Source organism: Brevundimonas sp. GW821-FHT12E07 (assembly GCF_058807035.1).
Window position 1 is genome coordinate 97401 of the sequence record NZ_JBXAQH010000005.1, and the last position, 21461, is coordinate 118861.

The 21461-nt window shown below is 66.1% G+C and carries 19 protein-coding genes, 1 tRNA gene and 1 pseudogene; 18 read left to right on the forward strand and 3 right to left on the reverse strand.

From position 1 onward, the window contains the following. Position 1 precedes the first annotated feature (1 nt). Positions 2–1168, reverse strand: coding sequence for an aminotransferase (locus tag AC1ROD_RS17645; RefSeq protein WP_492949559.1), 1167 nt, complete (start codon positions 1166–1168; stop codon positions 2–4). Positions 1169–1311: 143 nt separating this feature from the next. Between AC1ROD_RS17645 and AC1ROD_RS17650 the strand changes: the two genes are divergently transcribed. Next, positions 1312–1449, forward strand: a complete 138-nt coding sequence (locus tag AC1ROD_RS17650; protein WP_492949560.1) for a hypothetical protein — start codon at positions 1312–1314, stop codon at positions 1447–1449. Positions 1450–1454: 5 nt separating this feature from the next. Here AC1ROD_RS17650 and AC1ROD_RS17655 read toward each other — a convergent pair. Further along, positions 1455–1530: transfer RNA gene (locus tag AC1ROD_RS17655), tRNA-Ile, on the reverse strand. A 195-nt stretch (positions 1531–1725) separates the two neighbouring features. Here AC1ROD_RS17655 and AC1ROD_RS17660 point away from each other — a divergent pair. From AC1ROD_RS17660 to AC1ROD_RS17685, 6 genes and pseudogenes are all read left to right on the forward strand, one after another. After that, the gene (locus tag AC1ROD_RS17660; RefSeq protein ID WP_492949561.1) at positions 1726–2487 is read left to right on the forward strand and encodes an SIMPL domain-containing protein; all 762 of its coding nucleotides are present in this window, start codon (positions 1726–1728) and stop codon (positions 2485–2487) included. A gap of 99 nt (positions 2488–2586) precedes the next feature. After that, on the forward strand, positions 2587–3834 hold the full coding sequence (locus AC1ROD_RS17665; protein ID WP_492949562.1) for a dipeptidase: 1248 nt from the start codon (positions 2587–2589) through the stop codon (positions 3832–3834). A gap of 406 nt (positions 3835–4240) precedes the next feature. After that, positions 4241–4387, forward strand: a pseudogene (locus AC1ROD_RS17670) (DUF4236 domain-containing protein); the annotation flags it as partial. A gap of 54 nt (positions 4388–4441) precedes the next feature. Continuing rightward, positions 4442–5374, forward strand: coding sequence for a hypothetical protein (locus tag AC1ROD_RS17675; RefSeq protein ID WP_492949683.1), 933 nt, complete (start codon positions 4442–4444; stop codon positions 5372–5374). A 70-nt stretch (positions 5375–5444) separates the two neighbouring features. Next, the gene (locus tag AC1ROD_RS17680; protein WP_492949563.1) at positions 5445–6011 is read left to right on the forward strand and encodes a hypothetical protein; all 567 of its coding nucleotides are present in this window, start codon (positions 5445–5447) and stop codon (positions 6009–6011) included. 152 nt (positions 6012–6163) lie between these two features. Continuing rightward, on the forward strand, positions 6164–6610 hold the full coding sequence (locus tag AC1ROD_RS17685) for a hypothetical protein (RefSeq protein WP_492949564.1): 447 nt from the start codon (positions 6164–6166) through the stop codon (positions 6608–6610). Here the strand turns inward: AC1ROD_RS17685 and AC1ROD_RS17690 are convergent. Beyond that, complete coding sequence (locus tag AC1ROD_RS17690) at positions 6607–7053, reverse strand: tRNA (cytidine(34)-2'-O)-methyltransferase (RefSeq protein WP_492949565.1); 447 nt, start codon at positions 7051–7053, stop codon at positions 6607–6609. The genes AC1ROD_RS17685 and AC1ROD_RS17690 overlap by 4 nt on opposite strands. A gap of 198 nt (positions 7054–7251) precedes the next feature. Here AC1ROD_RS17690 and petA point away from each other — a divergent pair, with 198 nt between their 5' ends. From petA to AC1ROD_RS17745, 11 genes are all read left to right on the forward strand, one after another. Next, on the forward strand, positions 7252–7788 hold the full coding sequence (petA, locus tag AC1ROD_RS17695) for a ubiquinol-cytochrome c reductase iron-sulfur subunit (protein WP_492949566.1): 537 nt from the start codon (positions 7252–7254) through the stop codon (positions 7786–7788). Positions 7789–7802: 14 nt separating this feature from the next. Then, a complete protein-coding gene (locus AC1ROD_RS17700) occupies positions 7803–9131 on the forward strand; it encodes a cytochrome b (protein ID WP_492949567.1) in 1329 nt (442 codons plus the stop codon). A gap of 5 nt (positions 9132–9136) precedes the next feature. Continuing rightward, complete coding sequence (locus AC1ROD_RS17705; RefSeq protein WP_492949568.1) at positions 9137–9997, forward strand: cytochrome c1; 861 nt, start codon at positions 9137–9139, stop codon at positions 9995–9997. A gap of 225 nt (positions 9998–10222) precedes the next feature. Next, complete coding sequence (locus AC1ROD_RS17710) at positions 10223–10798, forward strand: DUF1579 domain-containing protein (protein ID WP_492949569.1); 576 nt, start codon at positions 10223–10225, stop codon at positions 10796–10798. 52 nt (positions 10799–10850) lie between these two features. Next, positions 10851–12275 carry a UDP-N-acetylmuramate--L-alanine ligase gene (murC, locus tag AC1ROD_RS17715; RefSeq protein ID WP_492949570.1) on the forward strand — a complete coding sequence of 475 codons (1425 nt, stop codon included), beginning with the start codon at positions 10851–10853 and terminating at the stop codon, positions 12273–12275. A 1-nt stretch (position 12276) separates the two neighbouring features. Further along, a complete protein-coding gene (locus AC1ROD_RS17720) occupies positions 12277–12645 on the forward strand; it encodes a VOC family protein (RefSeq protein WP_492949571.1) in 369 nt (122 codons plus the stop codon). Between the two features lie 52 nt (positions 12646–12697). Further along, positions 12698–13612: a UDP-N-acetylmuramate dehydrogenase gene (murB, locus tag AC1ROD_RS17725; protein WP_492949572.1), complete on the forward strand. Its 915-nt coding sequence runs from the start codon at positions 12698–12700 to the stop codon at positions 13610–13612. A 733-nt stretch (positions 13613–14345) separates the two neighbouring features. Next, positions 14346–15290, forward strand: coding sequence for a D-alanine--D-alanine ligase (locus AC1ROD_RS17730; protein WP_492949573.1), 945 nt, complete (start codon positions 14346–14348; stop codon positions 15288–15290). Beyond that, positions 15278–16204, forward strand: a complete 927-nt coding sequence (locus tag AC1ROD_RS17735; protein ID WP_492949574.1) for a cell division protein FtsQ/DivIB — start codon at positions 15278–15280, stop codon at positions 16202–16204. Before AC1ROD_RS17730 ends, AC1ROD_RS17735 begins: the two co-directional genes overlap by 13 nt. Before the next feature lie 21 nt (positions 16205–16225). Beyond that, complete coding sequence (gene ftsA, locus AC1ROD_RS17740) at positions 16226–17548, forward strand: cell division protein FtsA (protein WP_492949575.1); 1323 nt, start codon at positions 16226–16228, stop codon at positions 17546–17548. 338 nt (positions 17549–17886) lie between these two features. Then, positions 17887–21234, forward strand: a complete 3348-nt coding sequence (locus tag AC1ROD_RS17745; protein ID WP_492949576.1) for a TonB-dependent receptor domain-containing protein — start codon at positions 17887–17889, stop codon at positions 21232–21234. The last annotated feature ends 227 nt before the right edge of the window (positions 21235–21461 follow it).

Sequence of the window (21461 nt, forward strand, 5' to 3'; positions counted from 1 at the left end):
ACTAGCCGCCCAGCTCAAGACGCGCCCGGCCCAGCCGCAGGACCGCCTCGTCCAGCACGGCGTCGGCCTTGGCGAAGCACAGGCGCACGATACCCGTCGGCCGATCCTCGCCGGTCATGAAGGCCGACACCGGAATGGCCGCGACCCCGAACTCCGTCACCAGCCGTCGGCAGAAGGTTTGATCGTCCAGACCGACGCCTGACGCCGTCAAGTCCACGCACAGGAAATAGGTCCCCTCGCTGGCGGTGGCGACATAGCCCTGTGCCGTCAGCCCCGAGGCCAGCCGGTCGCGCGACCGCTGCATGTCAGAACGCATGGCGAAGAACCGGTCCTCCGGCCAGGCCAGGCCTTGGGCGACCGCCGTCTGCAGATTGGGGGCGGTGGCGAAGGTCAGGAACTGGTGCGCCTTGGCGACCGGATCGACGACCTCGGGCGCGCCGCAGACGAAGCCGATCTTCCAGCCAGTCAGGCCGAACATCTTGCCCGCCGAGCCGATCTTCAGCGTGCGCTCCGCCATGCCCGGCTCGGCCAGCAGGGACCGGTGGACGCGGTCGTCGAAGATCACATGCTCCCAGACCTCATCGCTGATGGCGATCAGATCGTGCTGGACGCAGAAGCGGGCGACGGTCGCCACCTCCTCCGCGTCGAAGGCCCGGCCGGCGGGGTTCAGCGGGTTGTTGAACATCAGGGCCCGGGTCTTCGGCCCCGCGACCCCGGCCAACAGGTCCTCGGTGATGCGCCAGTGCGGCGGGCTCAACCGGACCCGCACCGCGATGCCGCCGGCCCGCTCGATCAGGGGGACGTAGGCGTCATAGACCGGCTCGAAGACCACCACCTCGTCGCCGGGCCGGATCAAGGCCAGGACCGAGGCGGCGATGGCCTCGGTCGCGCCCGAGGTGATCAGCACGCCTTCGGTCGTCAGGGGAACGCTCTGCAGCCGCCCATAGTGCTCGACCACAGCGGCGCGCAGTTCGGGCAGGCCGCGTGAGGGGGCGTACTGGTTCGAGCCGTGGATCACCGCCTCGGCCGCCGCCCGCCTCAGATCCTCCGGTCCTGGGGCATCCGGAAAGCCCTGGCCCAGATTGATCGCCCCGTGCGTCCTTGCCAGACCCGACATGGTCTCAAAGACGGTCACGGGCATGTTCTGAAAGACGGGGTGGAAGCGCATGGCCCGAGCCAAGCCCGGGAACGCTCCGGCTTCAAGGCCGGAAGACACCCGCTCCGGTTCTTATAACTTTGGTATGGGTTTTGATTAACCCTGTTCCGCCAAGGCCCAGCTTGTGAGCAGGTGAGGGTCGGGAGGACTAAAAAATGCTGATTCTGGTGTCCGTTATCGCCCCCGTTGTCGTCGCCTGCTTCGTCCTGCCGACGATTCGCGACACCCTGGTCATCCACGACCGCCTTTATGGCCGCCAGCGGATGCGCAAGGACGATCGCGATCAACATTGATCGACTGGTAGGCCTGGAGGGACTCGAACCCCCAACCAGACCGTTATGAGCGGTCGGCTCTAACCATTGAGCTACAGGCCCCCAAGGTCGAACGGTGGGCCTAGCAGGGGTTGGCCCGGCTGCAAAGTCGCCTCCAGTCTGTCGGCGATTTCATCCCGATGAACGAAGCCTGACCGTAATCCTGACGTCGTCGTTCAGGAGGAAGGGTCCAAAGGAACGCTCATGGCGGTCACGCATTTCGCGGGCCGTTGCAGGATCGTTCCCAGGAGACCCCAGATGACCCTCAAACTCCGTACCCTGGCCGTCGGCGGCGCCCTGATGGCCGCGACCGCCCTGACGGCTCCGGCCGCCTTTGCTCAATCGGCCGGCAATGCCCCGGTCTCGAGCACCATTCAGATGATCCAGACCCAGCCGTCGCTGAACCTGTCGGCGACGGGCGAGGTCAAGGTGGCGCCGGATATGGCGACCATCACCTTCGGGGTGGTGACCGAGGCCGCGACGGCCCAGGAGGCCATGGCGCTGAACGCCACGCGCATGACCCAGGTCGCCGCCGCCCTGCGCCGGGCCGGGATCGCCGAGCGCGACATCCAGACCTCGGGCCTGAACCTTCAGGCGCAGTACGATTACGTCCAGAACGAGCCGCCGAAGCTGCGGGGCTATCAGGCCACCAACCGGGTCACGGTCAACATCAACGACCTGACCAAGGTGGGCACGACCGCCGACGCCGTGGTCGCCGCCGGGGTCAACCAGATCGACGGCATCTCCTTCGGCCTGAAGGATCCGAAGACGGCCGAGGATCAGGCGCGCCGTCTGGCGGTTCAGGCCCTGCAGGCCAAGGCGCGGCTCTATGCCGAGGCGCTCGGCGTCCAGCTGGGCGGCATCCGCTCGCTGAACGAGGGCGGCGGCTATTCGCCCCAGCCGCCGATGCCGGTCTTCGCCATGGCGCGGATGTCGGCCGCCGGCGCCGACTCGACCCCGGTCTCGGCTGGCGAGCTGTCGGTGAAGATCGACATCACGGGCGTCTACGACATCCGTTAAGTCGGGGCGCTGATCGGACTTCGTTGATCGGGTGAGGGCCGGGGCGTTGACGCGCCCCGGCCCTTGGCCTGTTCTGGGCCTCCTGAACCGGAGGCCACCATGATCCGCACCGCCCTTCTGACCGCGCTCTGCCTCGCGGCCGTCGCCGGCCCTGTTCTGGCGCAGGATGCTTCAGGAGAGGCGAGGGCGCGGCGGATCCTGGAGCGGACGCCGCTGATCGATGGGCACAACGACCTGGCCGAGGCCCTGCGCGGCAAGTTCAACAACGACCCCTCGGCCGTCGATCTGACGCAGAACCAGCTTGGTGCGGGCCTGCACACCGACATCCCGCGCCTGAGGGCCGGAGGGGTCGGGGCCCAGTTCTGGTCGGTCTATGTGACCGCCGACCAGCCGCCGGTCGAGGCGGCCAAACAGACCTTCGAACAGATCGACACGGTCCGCCGGATCGTGGCCCTGCACCCCGACGTCTTCGAGCTGGCGACCACCGCCGACGACATCGAGCGCATCCACCGGGCGGGAAAGATCGCCAGCCTGATCGGGATGGAAGGCGGCTACGACATCGACGACTCGCTGGGTCTGCTGCGGGTCTTCTATGAGAGCGGGGCCCGGTACATGACCCTGACCCACTCGAAGACCACGACCTGGGCCGACAGCGCGACCGACGCGCCGAAATGGGGCGGGCTCAATCCGTTCGGCGAGGCCGTGGTGCGCGAGATGAACCGGCTGGGGATGATGGTCGACCTGTCCCATGTGTCGGAGGAGACCATGCAGGATGCCATCCGGGTGTCGGCGGCGCCGGTGATCTTCTCCCACTCCTCGACGCGGGCGGTGACGGGCCATGCGCGCAATGTCCCCGACAGCGTCCTGAGGCTGATGCCGGCCAACGGCGGGATCGTCATGGTCACCTTCGTGCCGGGCTTCGTTTCGGAGGCGGTGCGAAGCTGGAACGCCGACAAGGCGGCCGAGGCGGCGCGGCTCAAGACCCTGTGGCCCGGCGATCCGGACCGGGCGGCCAAGGACCTGGCCGACTGGACCACGGCCCACCCGGTCCCCCACGCCGCCGTCGCCGACGTCGTGGCCCATATCCAGCATGTGCGGGAGGTGGCGGGCCTCGACCATGTGGGTCTGGGCGGCGACTTCGACGGCGTCGACAGCCTGCCCGACGGCATCACGGGCGTGGACGCCTATCCGGCCATCCTCGCCGCCCTGATGGCCGCCGGCTGGACCGAGGCCGACATCCGCAAACTGGCCGGCGAGAACATGCTGCGGGTCATGCGAGCGGTCGAGGCCGTGGCGCGGGCCAAGGCGGGCGAGGCGCCGGGGATGGCGACCAATACGGCGGGGTGAAGCGGCAGGGCGCCATGAAAACGGGGCGCCAAACCGTGCCAGACCGTGCCACGAGGTGGCGGTGTCAGTCCGCGAAAAACACCGCCACACCGCCAAACACCGTCACCGATATCGGGCGATTTCAGAGGCTTAGGTTTTCCGGCGTCTGGCGGACCGCCAGATTATGCGAAATTCGGACACCGAACCTGAGGGCGGATCGGGACAGGGCGCGATGTCAAAGACCGCCGTGGAGGTGGGAGGGGAGGGGTGAGCGTGCAAGGTGCGGTGAGGAATAAATTCCTGTATTTCGGCCCTTGATGTTTCTGCTGGATATCTCCGGCCGGGGCACTGGACGAACGCGCCTAGGTAGCGGACGGTGCCCTTAAGAACCGGGGGGAGTGATCGCGTAAGCGCGGTCTAATCATCGATGCCATTTTATATTCGCAAGAGCGTAAGCGCTGGCCCATTTCGGCTGAATTTTTCCAAGGGCGGAGTTGGCGCCTCAGTTGGCGTGAAAGGCTTTCGCGTCGGTACTGGCCCACGCGGACACTACGTGCACGCCGGCGTTGGAGGTCTCTACTATCGCTCCTCGGTGGGCCGGGCTGGCGAACGTAGAGCAACTGGTTCGATGCCGCAGCGAAGATCGCAGGATGCTGACCTGGAGAACGTCACGGCCGATGGCATCGTTATGCGCGAGGTGGATTCCGGTGATGTGCTGCTGATGCGCGATGCCACCGCCAAGGATCTCCTCGACGATATCAACGAGAAAGCCAGTAAGACGCCTTTGGCCCCACTCTTTGGCTGGGGTGGCGGCATACTTGGTGTGGGACTTCTGTTCGCAAATCCAACGATCGGAATCGTCGTCCTGGGCAGCGCCTTTATCGCTTGGCTGTTTGTCCGGTGGATCGAGAGCTATCAGCGCAAATCCGTTCTTTTCTATGAACTGGAAGCAGAGGCTGAGCGGTCATACACGCAGTTGACAGAGGCATTCGATGCTCTCGCTGCATGTGGCGGCAAATGGCATGTGGCGGCCGGTGGTGCTGTTCAGGACCTCACGCAATGGAAGCGCAACGCGGGCGCAAGTCATGTCGTAAGAAGGGCCCCGACAACACTAGCTTACGCCTTGCCCGGAGTCGTTTCGTCGAACCTCACGCCGCCCTCCGCAAAGGTCGGTGCCCAAACGCTCTACTTTCTTCCCGACGTTGTCTTGATAGAGCACGGGAAATCGTTCGGAGCTATTGGGTACGGTGGCCTAGAGCTGAACTGGCAAGATTCGAACTTCATCGAAGATGGTACGGTCCCTGCCGATGCTCTCGTTATCGGTCACACTTGGAAGCATCCCAACAAGAGCGGTGGGCCTGACCGTCGTTTCCGCGATAACTATCAAATCCCGATCTGTCGCTATGAGGCCTTTCATCTCCGTAGTTCGTCAGGTCTGAACGAGCTTCTCGAGTTTTCCAAAACGGGCGTGGTTGCGCCGTTCATAGACGCCGCTCGAAGAGTGTCCGTGACGGTGACCGCTCCCCGCTCCAGCAAAACGCTGGAGAGAATTTCGATTTAGCTTCGGACTCAAAAGCTGAGTTGCCGGACGACTGCCGGTAATTGATCAAGACTGGGATGAGGGCGCGCGCATGATGGCACTAGGCGGTGGTAAGCGGGCCGGACTCGCAGACCAGATCCAGTACGAGACGTCTTGCCTTGTGATCGAGCAGCGCGAAGCCATTCGACAAATATGGGCAGATCATGCCGTCAAGGGGCTACTATTCAGTGGAGCGACTGCCAAACGTGCCGTTCGTTCCGCAGAGGCACTCGGGGATAAATTAGTCTCCGATGGGATCGAGAAGCTGGAATTAGCCTGCCGCGGCGCTTGGGTGAGTCGTGGGCAACTCAAAGCCATTACGAGGGCTGAGGTTAGCGCGGGTATCGGGCGGCTTGCCGAAGTTACGCTGGACGCAGTGAAAAACCTCAAGATCGAGGGCGCTGCGTTGAGGGAATGCGAGAGGCTGCTCGAAGAAGCTAGGGGTCGGCTGTTGCGAAAGGTCGATGATCATTTCACGGGCTGGACCAGCGGAGCGAAGACTTGGGTGGAACGGCATCCGTTGCTCAAATGGGCCGGGGTCTCCATGGCAGGGGGCGCGGGCACAGTCCTCCTCACTGTTCTGGGGGCATGGATCGTCAAGAAGATGGGGTTGAGCTAGGAGTCCGAGCCTCTTGCTCCGGCCGAGCCCTAGGACGCCTATTTCCGCCACCCGCGCTGACGAAACCTGACCCCCGCTTGCCTATCACGGCGACGCCTCCATCTGATCTTCCGTCTGTCGGAGGGTGACCCGTGCCTGGTTTTGAGGAGTTTATGGCGACCGCCGTATGGCGGCTCGAGCGCCTTTATTACAGGACGCAGCTTCGCCTGATCCGGCTCGGGCGGCGGCTGCGCTATGGCGCGATGCCCCGTGGCGGGTGGGGCGAGGGGTGGCGGGTGCTGGTGTTTCGCCTTGGGAACCGGGGCGAGCGGACTCAGGAACTGCATGTGCTGGCGCCGGTCAGTGGCGAGGCGTTCGACTGGGAGCGGTTGAAGCGTCTGGTCAGGGGGGAGATCCGGCCGGTCTTCGCGCATGAGGTCGGAGTCCTGACCGGAGAGATGCGCTGGAAGGGCAACCATCTGGGGGTGACGACCGAGGAATTCGGGACGCAGAGGATGCCGATGGACCCGCTGATCCCCGGCATGTACCGCGGCGGCGTGGATGTGTGTCTGGTCCTGCTCGACGTCCGGGCGGCGGAAGGCGTCGAGGACGGAGCCTAGGCCGGGCGCGTCTGCCTGAGGCCTTCCCACAGGCCGATGCCCGCGCTGACCGACAGATTGAGCGAGCGGGTCTCAGGCCGAATCGGGATGAAGACGCGGGCGTCGGCGGCGGCGTGGACATGGTCGGGGGCGCCGACGGTCTCGCGACCGAACAGCAACACGTCGTCGGGTTCGAAAACGAAGTTCGACAGACTGGTCGCGCCCTTCGTCGTGAACAGGACCAGCCGGCCCGGGGCGCGGTCGCGCTGGAAGGCTTCCCAGTCGGAATGCCGTGTCATATGGCCCAGAGGGCCGTAATCGAGGGCCGCGCGCTTCATGGCGCGGTCGTCAAACTGGAAGCCGACGGGCTCGATCACATGCAGTTGGACGCCGAAACAGGCGCCCAGGCGGATGCAGGCGCCGACATTCTGCGGGATGTCTGGTTGAAAAAGGGCGAGACGCATTCTAAGCCCCTAATACGCGTGGCCTGGGGGCTTGTCGCGGTCCAATTTGCGACTGTTTCGCAAGAAGCATCAGCGACTTGCGGGGATCGACCGTAGGGAAGGGCCGGGCAAAGCCGCGTGACCACGTGAATGACATTCTGCCGACGGAACGGCTTCCCTTTCGGGCGACCGGTATGACGGCCAATAAGAGGGTGAAACGTGGCCGAACCGGTCGTTACAGAGGGCGTCGAGTCTGACGCCACCCGCCGTGACTTCATCCATATCGCAGCCGGGGCCATGGCCGTCGGCGCGGGGGCGATGGTGGCCTGGCCGCTGATCAACCAGATGAACCCGGCGGCGGACACGCTGGCGCTTTCGACCATCGAGTTCGACGTGTCCAAGGTCCAGGAAGGCCAGCAGGTCGTCATCACCTGGCAGGGCAAGCCCGTGTTCGTGCGCTATCGCACGGCCAAGGAAATCGCCGAGGCCGCCAATCCGACCGGCCCGATGAAGGACCCGGAAGCCGACAGCCTGCGGGTCAAGCCCGGCCATTCGAAATATCTGGTGGTCATCGGCTCGTGCACCCACCTGGGCTGTATCCCGACCTTCGGTTCGGGCGAGTACGGCGGCTGGTTCTGCCCGTGCCACGGCTCGGTCTATGACACCTCGGGCCGCATTCGTAAGGGACCGGCGCCGAAGAACCTGGTGGTTCCGGACTACGCCTTCCTGACTGACACCCGCATCAAGATCGGTTGAGGCCAGACCAGACCATGAGCGATCACGAATCCACCTACGTCCCCAAGACCGGCATCGAGAAGTGGCTTGACGCCCGCCTGCCGATCGTCCGTTTCGGCGCCGACTATCTGTCGCTGCCCACCCCGAAGAACCTGAACTACTGGTACACCTTCGGCGGCATCCTGACGGTCTGCCTGATGATCCAGATCATCACCGGCATCGTCCTGGCCATGCACTACACCCCGAACACCGCTCTGGCCTTCGCCTCGGTCGAGCGCATCATGCGCGACGTGAACGGCGGCTGGCTGATCCGCTTCATCCACGCCAACGGCGCGTCGATGTTCTTCATGGCGGTCTATATCCACATGCTGCGCGGTCTCTATTACGGATCGTACAAGGCGCCGCGCGAGATGATCTGGATCCTGGGCTGCGTGATCTTCTTCCTGATGATCGCCACGGCCTTCCTGGGCTACGTCCTGCCGTGGGGCCAGATGTCCTACTGGGGCGCCGAGGTCATCACCAACCTGATCGGGGCGATCCCGCTGATCGGCGAGCCGATCCTGATCTGGCTGCGCGGCGGTCCGGGCATCGATAACGCCACGCTGAACCGCTTCTTCTCGCTGCACTATCTGCTGCCATTCGTGATCTTCGGCGTGGTGGTGCTGCACCTGTGGGCGCTGCACACCTCGGGCCAGAACAACCCGGTCGGCATTCTGATCCCCAAGGATCGGGAGAAGAAGGACATGGTGCCCTTCCACCCCTACTACACGGTCAAGGACGGCTTCGCCCTGATCCTGTTCCTGATGCTGTTCTCGCTGTTCGTCTTCTTCATGCCGGACGCCCTGGGTCACGCCGACAACTACATCCCGGCCAACCCGCTGCAGACCCCGGCGCACATCGTGCCCGAGTGGTACATGCTGCCCTTCTACGCGATCCTGCGCGCCATCCCGGACAAGTTCGGCGGCGTGGTGGCGATGTTCGGCGCCATCGGCGTGCTGTTCATCCTGCCCTGGCTGGATACGTCCAAGGTGCGCTCGATGCGCTATCGCCCGACGATGAAGGTCTTCTTCGTGGTCTTCTGCCTGGTCGGCCTGGGTCTGGGCTGGTGCGGCGGTCAGCTGCCGGACAGCCACGTCATCCCGAACATGACGACCTTCAACCTGATCGACGGCGACCTGAACTCCTACCTGTGGCTGACGCGCCTGCTGACGGCCTATTACTTCGCCTTCTTCTTCATCATCCTGCCGCTGGTGGGACTGAAGGAGACGCCGCTGCCGATCCCGGCCTCCATCTCCGAGCCCGTGCTGGGCGGTTCGGACGCCATGACCCCTGCGGCTCCGGCCCAGGCCGAGAAGAAGGGCTGATCGCGATGACGATTTCCATCCGTAACACCCTGATCGCGGTCGCGGCCTTCGCCGGCCTGAGCGTCGCTGCGGCCCCGGCCCTGGCCGAGGGCGGCGCCCACCACCTGCGCGACGGCGGCTTCACCTTCGAGGGTCCCTTCGGCACTTTCGACCAGGGCCAGCTGCAGCGCGGCTACAAGGTCTATCGGGAGGTCTGCTCGGCCTGCCACTCGATGAGCCTGATGCATTTCCGGACCCTGGGCGAGAAGGGCGGGCCCTTCTACGACCCGCACGCCGCCAACCCGGCCGAGAACCGCTACGTCAAGGCGCTGGCGGCCGAGGTCCAGGTCGCGGACATCGACAATGAGACGGGCGAACCGATCCAGCGTCCCGGCATCGCCGCCGACGCCTTCCCGTCGCCCTATCCGAACCACACGGCGGCTGCGGCGGCCAACGGCGGGGCGGCTCCGCCCGACCTGTCGGTGATGGCCAAGGCCCGTCACGGCGGCGCCGACTACATCTATTCGATCCTGACCGGCTATCACACGCCGCCGGCGGGTTTGAAGATGACCTCGACCCAGCACTACAACGCCTATATGGCCGGCGACCTGAAGCCCTTCATGCCGGAAGGGGCTCCGACCCCTCCGGGAGGCTTCATCGCCATGCCGCCGCCGCTGGCCCAGGACGGTCTGGTGACCTACGACGACGGCACCCTGGCCACCAAGGACCAGATGGCCAAGGACGTCGCCGCCTATATCGCCTGGGCCTCGGAGCCGCATGCGGTCGATCGCAAGCAGGCGGGTCTGGGCGTGCTGGCCTTCCTCGCCCTGTTCGCCGGCGTGACCTATATGAGCTACCGCCGCATCTGGAAGAACGTGGCCCACTAGGGTCGGGTTTTCAGAGCCAAAGATAAGCCCGCCGCAGCCTCGCTGCGGCGGGTTTTTTGTTGCGCTATCGCTCGCCGCGCGGCGGCTCGCTGCTTGAGCGCGATCCGCGCCCAAACTGCGCTCAAGCAGCCGGCGACCGCGTCGGCGGCAGTAGCGCACTAAATGCCGCATGGACGAACAGTGTTTTCACTTTATGATGCAAAGTGAATCTTGAGGGGAAGCGCCATGAAAGTCGTCGCCAGTCTGATCTTCGCCGTGGGCCTCGTCGCAACGGCGCCCTCCGTCGCCAGCGCGCAGCAGAACCTGCCCGCGGGCACGCCCGAGCAGCGCGAGGCCATGCAGAAGGTGGCCTGGCTGGACGGAGAGTGGCGCGGCACGGCCGTGATGACCACGCGGGCGGGGACCCAGACCCTGAGACATACCGAACGCATCGGGACGCTGCTGGGCGGATCGGTGCGGGTGATCGAGGGGCGGTCCTGGAATCCCGACGGCACGACCGCCTTCAACGCCTTCGCCATCCTGAGCTGGGACAATGAGAAGAAGGCCTATGCCATGCGCTCCTACGCCCAGGGCGGGGTGGTCGATGTGCCGTTCGAGGGCGACGCGAACGGCTTTCGCTGGACCATGACCGTGCCGGGCGGGGAGATCCGCTATGTCACCACCTTCGCGAACGGGACCTGGCACGAGGTCGGGGAGTTCGTCATGGAGGGCCGTCCGCCGTTCAAGGTGATCGAGATGCATCTGACCCGGACCGGCGACAGCGCCTGGCCGGCGGGCGGAGCCGTTTCGCCCGCAGAATGACGGTCTGAACAGCCGTCTCGCATTCTGTTTCGACCCTTGCTAATCCGCTGGGATGATCGCTCGCCTTCGCCCCGTCCCGTTCGACCTCGGTCCCGTCCACTTCGTCGGCATCGGCGGCATCGGCATGAGCGGCATCGCCGAGATCATGCTCAAGATCGGCTATTCGGTTCAGGGTTCCGACGCCAAGGCCAGCGCCAATACCGAACGGCTGGAGAAGCTGGGCGCGAAGATCTTCATCGGACATGACGCCGCCCATGTGGGCGAGGGCGTTTCGGCCGTGGTCTATTCGACGGCGGTCAAGGCGACCAATCCCGAGATGATGACGGCCCGCGAACGCCGCATCCCGCTGGTGCGCCGGGCCGAGATGCTGGCCGAGCTGATGCGGCTGCAGTTCTCGATTGCGGTCGGCGGCACCCACGGCAAGACGACCACGACCTCGATGGTCGCGGCCCTGCTGGACGCGGCGGGCTTCGATCCGACGGTGGTCAACGGCGGGATCATCAACGCCTATGGCACCAACGCCAAGGTCGGCGACGGCGACTGGATCGTGGTCGAGGCGGACGAGTCGGACGGCAGCTTCCTGCGCCTGAAGTCGACCGTGGCCATCGTCACCAACATCGACCCCGAACACCTCGATCACTACGGCGACTTCGACAAGGTGCGGGCCGCCTTCGTGGACTTCGTCGAGAACATCCCCTTCTACGGCTTTGCCGCCGTCTGCCTCGACCACCCCGAGGTTCAGAGGCTGGTGGCCTCGATCGATAACCGGCGTCTGGTCACCTACGGGCTGAACCCCCAGGCGATGGTGCGGGCCGAAGGCTGCGAGATGGGGCCGGACGGCTGCCGCTTCGACGTGGTCTTCCAGTCGCGTGATCCGTCGGTCGAGCCGACCCGGATCGAGGGGCTGCACCTGCCGATGGCCGGCTGGCACAATGTCTCCAACGCCTTGGCGGCCATCGCCGTGGCGCGCGAGCTGGACGTCTCGGACGAGGCGATCAAGGCGGGCCTGGCCGGCTTCGGCGGGGTCAAGCGGCGCTTCACCACCACGGGCGTGGTCGGGGGCGTGCGCATCGTCGACGACTATGGCCACCACCCGGTCGAGATCGCCGCCGTCCTGAAGGCCGCGCGTCAGGTCACCGAGGGCAAGGTGGTCGCGGTCATGCAGCCGCACCGCTACACCCGGCTGCGCGACCTGATGGAAGAGTTCTCGACCAGCTTCTCGGACGCCGACGTGGTCCTGATCGCCGACGTCTATCCGGCGGGCGAGGCTCCGATCGAGGGGGTCGACAAGAATGCGCTGGTCGACGGGGTGCGCCGCTACGGCCACCGCCAGGTTTCGGCTCTGGACAGCGTCACCGCACTGCCGCGCATCGTCGCCGAGGCGACCTCCTCCGGGGACGTCGTCGTCCTGCTGGGCGCCGGCGACATCACCAGCTGGGCCTACGCCCTGCCGGCGCAGCTGGAAGCGCTGGGATAGGGTGACCGACTGGTATTCCCGTCCGGTCCTGTTCGTTGCGGACATCGAACGGTCGGTGGCCTTCTATCGCGGCCAGCTCGGGTTTCGCGAGGATTGGCGCTACGACGAGGCCGGCGAGCGGATGATCGTTCAGGTCAGCCGTCAGGAGTGCGAGCTGATCCTGTCGTCGCAATGGCCCGACAAGGTGGGCGGCGGGCTGATCTTCATCTCTCTGGATCTCGACCTGCTGTCGGCGACGCGGGCCGAGTTCGAGCGGCGCGGGGTCGAGGTCAAGGACGGTCGCTGGGGCTATCCGCTGATGATCGTCACCGATCCGGACGGCAACCAGCTCTACTTCCCCTATCCGGCGGATGACACGCCGAGCACCTGATCTCGGGGCTGACCCTCTTGCCTTGCCGCCCTCGAGCGGGCATCGCAGGCCCATGAGCGACTGGCGAGACACCCTTCCTTCCGTGCGCGGCAAGCTGCTGCGCGACGAACCGCTGGGGCCCTTCACCTGGTTCCGGGTGGGCGGGGCGGCGGAGGTCCTGTTCATCCCGGCGGACGCCGACGATCTGGCCGACTTCCTGAAGGGTCTGGACGCCGCCGTGCCGGTGATGGTGCTGGGCGTGGGCTCCAACGTCATCGTGCGCGACGGCGGGGTCGAGGGGGTGGTCATCCGTCTGGCGGGCCGTCCGTTCGCGGGCGTCACGACCGAGGGCGAGACCATCACTGCCGGGGCCGGAGCGCTGGACGCCATGGTCGCCAAGGCTTCGGCGAAAGCCGGGCTGGCCGGGCTGGAGTTCTATGCGGGCATTCCGGGGACCATCGGCGGCGCCCTGACCATGAACGCCGGCTGCTATGGCTCGGAGACCAAGGACATCCTCGTCTCCGCCTGGGGCCTGACGCGGGCGGGTGAGCGGGTCGATTATTCGCTCGCCGACTTCGGCTATACCTACCGTCACTCCGAGGCGTCGGCCGAGATCATCTGGATCGAGGCCGTCTATCGCGGGACGCCCGACGCGCCCGAGGCCGTCACGGCCCGCATCGCCGAGATCACCTCGCGCCGCGAGACCACCCAGCCGATCCGCGAGAAGACCGGCGGCTCCACCTTCAAGAACCCGCCCGGCCATTCGTCGTGGAAGCTGGTCGACGAGGCGGGCTGGCGCGGCAGGCTGCATGCGGTGACCGGGGGCGGGGCCATGTTCTCGGACCTCCACTCCAACTTCATGATCAACCCCGGCGAGGCGACCGCCGCCGACATCGAGGGTCTGGGCGAGGCCGTGCGCGCCGACGTCCTGGCCAAGACCGGCGTCCAGCTGGACTGGGAGATCAAGCGGATCGGGCGGCCGGGCTGAAGTCGGCGAGACTGCAACGTCGGCTTACGATCCGTTGCGGACCTTTCTCCAGATCGAGTTCGCATTATGCTGGAGCGGCATCACGACCCCGCCCACCGAATGGCAAGTCTCGAACATGCTCAGCGTCCCGACTTTCCCGAAATGGGTGCGCCAATTTAGGCTGGCCCTCGCGCCGACCGTAGCCGCTTTGGTTGTCGCCGGTTGCTCGACATCGCCGCATGAATACCGGTTGGAAGCAGAGATCGGAGATTTGCTGGGAGCTCCGGAGAGCGCGACGGCTACGAGAGGGGCGTCGCACTGGACGGTTGAGCGCCGTGCATACGGCCGGACCCGACGCATCCGGCTATCGCGGGAAGGCTCCCTCGCCCTGGATGCCGCGCTTTTGGACCCCGCTCTCTTTATGAGGCCGGAGCCTCGGAGCGGCGAGGAGTGTCTGGACGCGGCCCCGATCGTGCTTGATGTCATTATCGATGGTCAGTCGCGACGACTGACCCTCAATTGTGAAACATCTCCCGGACTTGAGGCGGTTCTACGCATCTTGTTCAGCTGATCCGACGCCCAGGGCGGGCAGTAGAGAGGATCAGGATCAGGCGTCCGTTTCCTCCCGAGGACGACGGAGGCAGGTTACGGCGCCGGCGCCTAACTTTTGGCCTTTGGCCCCCTTCGCGTCGTCTTCATTGACGAGGTGTTAAGGACGTTTCGGTCATTGAGGTCAGACCTCCCGGAGCGCTCCATGTCGTCGTCCAAACCCTTTTCCGAATTGCACGTCGCCGTCCTTCTGGGCGGGCTGTCGGCCGAGCGCGAGGTGTCGCTGGTCTCGGGCAAGGGTTGCGCCGACGCCCTGGAGGGGCAGGTCGCCAGGGTCAGCCGCGTCGACGCGGGCCGCGATCTGGCCGCCGTCCTGACCGCGCTCAAGCCCGACGTCGTCTTCAACGCCCTGCACGGCGCCTGGGGCGAGGACGGCTGCGTCCAGGGCGTGCTGGAAACCCTGGGCATTCCCTATACCCACTCCGGCGTCCTGGCCTCGGCCCTGGCGATGGACAAGAACAAGTCCAAGGCCGTGCTGAGGGCCGCGGGCGTCGCCGTGCCCGGCGGCGGCCTCTATGACCGGCATCAGGTGGCGCGCGAGCACGTCATCCCGCCGCCCTATGTGATCAAGCCGAATGCCGAGGGTTCCTCGGTCGGGGTCTTCCTGGTGCGCGAAGGCGCCAACCGTCCGGTCGCCGAGGTCGGCGAGGACAGCTGGACCTATGGCGAGACGGTGATGGTCGAGCCCTATATCCCGGGCAAGGAACTCTGCGTCGCGGTTGTTGGGGAAAAGTCGGGCCCGCGCGCCCTGACCGTGACCGACATCACGCCCACCAAGGGCTTCTACGACTACGAAGCCAAATACGCCCCGGGCGGCTCCACCCATGAATTGCCTGCGGTTTTGCCGCCGCACGTGTTCGAGAAGGCCCTGCGTCAGGCCGAGCTGGCCCACGCCGCCATGGGTTGCCAGGGGGTTTCGCGATCTGACTTCCGTTATGACGATGTTAAGGACGAATTGGTCTTTCTGGAGGTCAATACGCAGCCCGGCATGACGCCGACCTCTCTGGTTCCGGAGCAGGCCGCCTACGTCGGGATGTCCTATCAAGACCTTGTCCGGTGGATCGTGGAGGACGCCTCATGCCCGCGGTAGTACGCGGCGGCCGGCGACAGATTTCGAATTCGGCTCCGAAGCGCGGCGCATCCCCTTCTGCGAAGAAGGGCGGTCAGCGCGGGGCCCGTAACGCTCCCGTCGTCGCCGGCAAATTCGCCGCCGTCGGCAAGCTGGATCTGTCGCCCCGCGCAGTCGTCATCTCCATCGTCGCCGGGGTCTGCGTCCTGGGCGCGGTCCTGGCCACGGGCGCGCGCGCCGAGCGCATCGGCGCCTCCATGGGCCGGGGTATGGACAGCCTGACGACCGGCATGGGTCTGTCGCTGCGCCGCGTCCACATCACCGGCGCCTCGGCCGAGGCCACGCCCGCCATCCGCGCGGCGCTGGACGTCCACGCCGGCCAGCCGATCACCAGCCTGGATCTGGCCGCCATGCGCGACCGGGTGCAGGGCGTGGGCTGGGTGGAAGAGGCGCGCGTCGTGCGCCTGCTGCCCGACACCCTGATCATCGAGGTCAAGGAACACGACCGTCTGGCCGTCTGGCAGACCGGCGGCCAGAACTACGTCATCGACAGCCACGGCAAGACCATCCCGGGCGCCGACGCCGGCCGCTATCCCCAGCTGCCGCTGGTGGTGGGCAAGGGGGCCGATGTCGCCGCCGCCGAACTGCTGCCGCTGCTGGCCCAGCGTCCGCGCCTGATGGGCCGTATCGACGCCCTGGTCCGCGTCGACGAGCGCCGCTGGGACCTGAGGCTCAAGGACGGCAGCATCATCATGCTTCCGGCCATGGGGCTGGATTCGGCCCTGATCCGTCTGGACGCGCTGGATCAGCGCGAGCGGCTGCTGGACCTCGGCTTCTCGCGCGTGGACCTGCGCGCCGACGATTCCGTCGCTGTGCGCCCCGGTCGCACTGTCGCGGCTGTGCAGAATGCGGCTCCGGCCGAAGACGACGTCTGAGTACAGGGTAGGGCAGGGACAATGACCGGACGCAAGAACGACGCTGTGGCCGAGGCCGCCAAGGCCAACCGCGCGCCGGTCGTGGCCGCCCTGGACCTGGGCCAGTCCAAGGTCGCCTGCTTCATCATGAAGCCCGACGGCGTGCGCCATGCCGACCGCACCATTCGCGTCGCGGGCGCCAGCCATGTCCAGTCGCGTGGCGTGAAGGGCGGCTCGATCGTCAATATGGACGAGGCGGCCCAGGCCATCGGCCATGCGGTCGAACGCGCCGAGCGCGCCTCGGGCGCTCCCGTGTCCGGCGTCATCGTCTCCACCGCCATCGGTCAGATGGCCAGCCACCGCGTTCAGGCCCGGGTGTCCGTCGGGGCCCATCCGATCGGCGACGCCGACCTGGCCCGCGCCATCGGTATGGCTCTGGCCCAGATCCGTCTTCCCAACCGGCGCCCGATTCACGTCCTGCCCATCGCCTGGTCGGTGGACGGCGCGCGCGGCGTCCATGATCCGCGCTCGATGCGCGGCGGTTCGCTGGGCCTCGACCTGCTGGTCGTGTCCATGGCCGAGAGCGCCTTCGCCTCGCTGAGCCACTGCCTGGAGCTGGCCCACCTCGACCTGCAGGGCGTCGCCGCCGCGCCGGTCGTGTCCTCCCTCGCCGCCCTCGAGGAGGACGAGATGGACCTCGGCTGCGTCTGCATCGACATGGGCGGCGGCTCGACCAGCGCCGCGGTGTGGAGCGGCCGGTCCCTGCTGCACATCGAATCCGTCAACGTCGGCGGCGATCATGTCACCGCCGACATCGCGCGCGGACTGTCGACGTCCAAGGCGGGCGCCGAGCGGCTCAAGACCCTGCACGGCTCGGCCATGGCCTCGGCCAATGAGGACCGGGAGATGCTGGAGGCCCCGCCGCGCGGCGAGGATCCGGCCGCCGGCCCCGTGATCGTGCCCCGCGCCATGCTCAAGACCGTCATCGCCCCGCGCGTCGAAGAGACGCTGGAGCTGCTGCGCGATCGCCTGCGCAACGCCGGCGTGGCGCTGGATCCCGGCGCGAGCATCGTCCTCACCGGCGGCGCCAGCCAGCTGAACGGCGTGCGCGAGCTGGCGATTCGCGTGTTCGACCGTCCGGTGCGTCTGGGCCGGCCCCAGCGCGCCCCCCACCTGGCCGACGCCGCCTCGGGCCCGGCCTTCTGCTCCTCGGCGGGCGTCCTGCTGCGCGCCGCCTATGGTCCGCGCGAGGCGGTCTCGGCCCGCAAGCTGATGTCGCGCCAGATCACTGCCGCCGACGCGCCCAAGGTCCACCGCGGCAATATCGTCGCCCGGGCCGCCGGCTGGCTGCGCGAAAACCTCTAGGCTGTATTTCTGCCGGTCTCAGACCCGCCACTCACGCGGCGGGATTGTGACCAGTTCGCCGTTCGCCTAACGAGAACATGTCGCCGTTAAGGCCCCCGCGTCTCCGAAGTGTGACAGCGACAGGCCGCACCTCCCAAAAAGACTATATAATTCAACGCACCGGGCATGCAGGTTGCGTAGCAAGACTGTGTCTGGATTGTTACAGAAGTTAAGCGCAGTGGCCGTATTGCGGTCGCAATGCTTGCGAGAGCGACGTTTTCCTCTAAGCCAAACCATAGCGCGCCATCCGACTCTCCTCGGGTGGCGACCTCTGTTTCAAATTGGTTGGGGCCTAAATAATGCTTCTCAAGCACAAGTATCTCGGGACTACGATCCTGGCGGGCGTGATCGCCGCCACCGCGGCTCCGGCCTTCGCTCAAACGGCTCCGGCCCAGACCAGCGACACGACCCAGGTCGAAGAAGTCATCGTCACCGGTTCGCGCATCCGCCGCGACCCGACCACGGCTCCGACCCCGCTGATCCAGGTCAAGCGCGAAGACCTGCTGGCCACCGGCCAGACCAGCGTCATCGACTATCTGGCCACCATCCCCGCCCTGTCGAACTCGCAGGTTCCGTCGGACACCACCGGTAACGCCCTGGGCGCCCTGGGTCTGTCGCTGCCGAACCTGCGCTCGCTGGGCGCCGGCCGCACCCTGACGCTGGTCGACGGTCGTCGCCACGTCGGTTCGTCCATCGGCTCGCTGGCCGTCGACGTCGACACCATCCCGCGTCTGCTGATCGAGAACATCGAAATCGTCACCGGCGGCGCCTCGTCGGTCTACGGCGCCGACGCCGTGTCGGGCGTGCTGAACTTCGTCCTGCGCAAGGACTTCGAAGGTCTGGAAATCGACGGCAACTACGGCATCATCAACAAGGGCGGCAACGAAACCACGGGCCGTATCTCGGTCCTGGGCGGCGTCAACCTGCTGGATGATCGTCTGAACCTGTACGCCTTCGGCGAATACGAGAAGATCGACGACGTCAACGCCGAGTCGATCGAGTTCCTGGGCAAGGCCTGGGGCCTGGTCGGCAACGACTCCGACCCGACCGCCAACCCGGTCGACGACACCATCGACAACGTTCTGTACCGCAACCTGCGCCAGCTGCAGATCCTGCGCGGTGGCCAGCTGACCATCGCCAACGGCGTTCAGGCCAGCGCCACCAACGACCCCGACGTCCCGGCGATCGCCCTGGCCTCGTCCTGCCGCACCTACATCCCGGCCACGGGCGCCGGCGGCGGTCTGGTCGCGGACTGCTTCAACCCGCGCCCCGGCTTCACCTATGTGTTCAACTCGGACGGTTCGGCCCGTCTGGCTGACTTCGGCGGCCGCGTCGCCAACACGGGTCGCTTCCAGAGCACCCACATCGGCGGCGACGGTGAAAACCCCGCCCTGTTCAACCGTGAATCCTCGTACCCGTCGTCGGAATCGCAGCGTTACCAGGTGGGCGCCAACTTCGCCCTGACGGACTCGATCAACCTGCACGCCGAGTACAAGTACGTCACCGAGGACAGCTACCAGAACGGCGGTCCGGCCTTCGCCGACGTCTACTTCACCAACCAGTACACCGTCGCCGACCAGATGCAGCCCGTGCTCAACGCCCGGACCAGCAGCCCGTCGTCCTTCCTGTCGCGTCTCGACAACGCCTTCCTGCCCGCCAACGTCCTGGCCCAGATCCAGACCAACATGGTCACGATCTACGGCCAGCCGACGGCGAACAGCCCGGCCCAGGCCACGGGCACGGCCGCTGCTCCCTACGCCCGCTTCTCGGCGTGGACGGCTGACCGCATCCAGAACAACAGCCGCGAGCTGAACCGTTTCGTCGTGAGCGCCGATGGCACCCATGACGGCTTCGGCTTCCTGAAGGACATCAGCTGGGATCTGGGCTACACCCACGGTGAAGTCGACAACCAGAACGACGAATATCCGGTTGACGGCCTGCGCTTCGCCTTCGCCCTGGACTCGGTTCGCGACACCGCCGGCGTCCTCGGCACCCCCGGCGCCATCGTCTGCCGCGTCAAGCTGCTGACCGCCAACGGCGCGACCATCGACAACCAGAACACCGGCGCCCTCGCCGGCACGCCTGGCGCCCTGACCGCCAACAGCCCGGAAGTCCGCGACTGTATCCCGTACAACATCTTCGGCGACGGCACGCCGCAGCTGGCGGGCGCCCAGGCCTACTGGACCGCCCACACCGGCGTTAACGAGACCAACAAGCAAGACGACGCCGTCTTCTCGGTCTCGGCGACTGTCGGCGACTACTGGGGCGCCGGCCCGATCGGTATCGCCCTGGGCGGTGAATACCGCCGCCAGGAAACCACCGGCACCGGCCGTACCCGTACGGCTGACGGCCGCTGGCTGCTGAGCAACATCGGCGACGACTGGAGCGACCAGGCCAAGTACGACACCAAGGAAGCCTTCGCCGAAATCGCGATCCCGCTGTTCCGCGACAGCTGGCTGGGCACCTACGCCGAACTGAGCGGTTCGTACCGTTACTCGGACTTCTCGACCACGGGCACCGACGACGTCTACGGCGTCAACCTGGTCTACCGTCCGATCCCGGAACTGGCCTTCAAGACCAGCTTCAACACCTCGACCCGTTCGCCTGACCTGAACGAGCGCTTTGGTCCCCGCGTCCAGACGTTCGCCACGATCACCGACCCCTGCGACGCGCAGCAGATCGCCAACCTGGCGGACCGCACCATCGCCAACCAGCGGATCGCCAACTGTCAGACGCAAGCCACGGCCCTCGGCCTGGGCGGCGTGTTCAACTTCTCTGATCCGACCGCTCTGAACGCCTTCCGTCCGGTCTACAGCTCCAGCGTCTCGGGCGCCCTCGCGGGCAACCCCTCGCTGAAGCCGGAAACCTCGGAATCGTTCACCTTCTCGACCGTTTACAGCCCCCCGATCATCCCGGGCCTGAACATCGTGCTCGACTACTACGAAATCGAGATCAAGGACCTGCTGTCGGCGGTCGCCGGTCAGACGTCGGCCAACCTCTGCGTCAACGGCCCGACCCTGAACGACGTCTTCTGTAACGTGATCACCCGTTCGCGGGTCGATCTGCCGGCGCCGAACGACGACCGCTTCAAGATCACCGACTTCCTGCAAGCGTCGTTCAACTTCGCCAAGCGCACCACGCGCGGCCTGGACTTCACGGTGAACTACCGCACCGCCCTGGCCGACGTGACGCCTTGGGATCTCGGCAACATCAGCTACAGCCTGCGCGGCACGTATCTGATCGAGCAGAAGCTGTTCAACAACATCTCGAACCCGAACGACTACACCGAGTCCGCGAGCCTGACCTTCTACCCGCGCGTCCGGATGACCTCGACCCTGTCCTACTCGCCCACCTCGACCTTCACGGCGAGCTGGATCATGGACTGGCAGTCGTCGCAGGACATCGTCCAGCCGCGCGACATGGTCTCCAACATCGACTCGCGTCCGGCCGAGTACTACAGCACGGGTAACTTCGCCCGCCACGACCTCCAGTTCCGTTACGCCATCCGTGACGACCTGGACCTGCGCTTCGGCGTGACCAACGTCACCAACGCCGAGCAGGCTCCGTGGCTGGGAACGACCCTGTACTCGAACTTCGACCCCTACGGCCGTCGCTTCAACATCGGGTTCAACTTCCGCCCGTTCTGATCGACACTGCCGACTTGAACGAGAAGGGCGGTCCGCAAGGGCCGCCCTTTTTCGTATCCGGCCGGGGTTTCGCGTCTCGGGCGAAGATTGCCGAAGCCGGCCTCCCGACCCCGAGAAATGACGATTATCCCCGTCCTTCCTGCGGCTCAGGTTAACGAAATCGTTCGACGGCCACCCGACTCACGCTAGTCGGTAACCTTCTCTTAACGGTGACGGGTGTTTCCTTA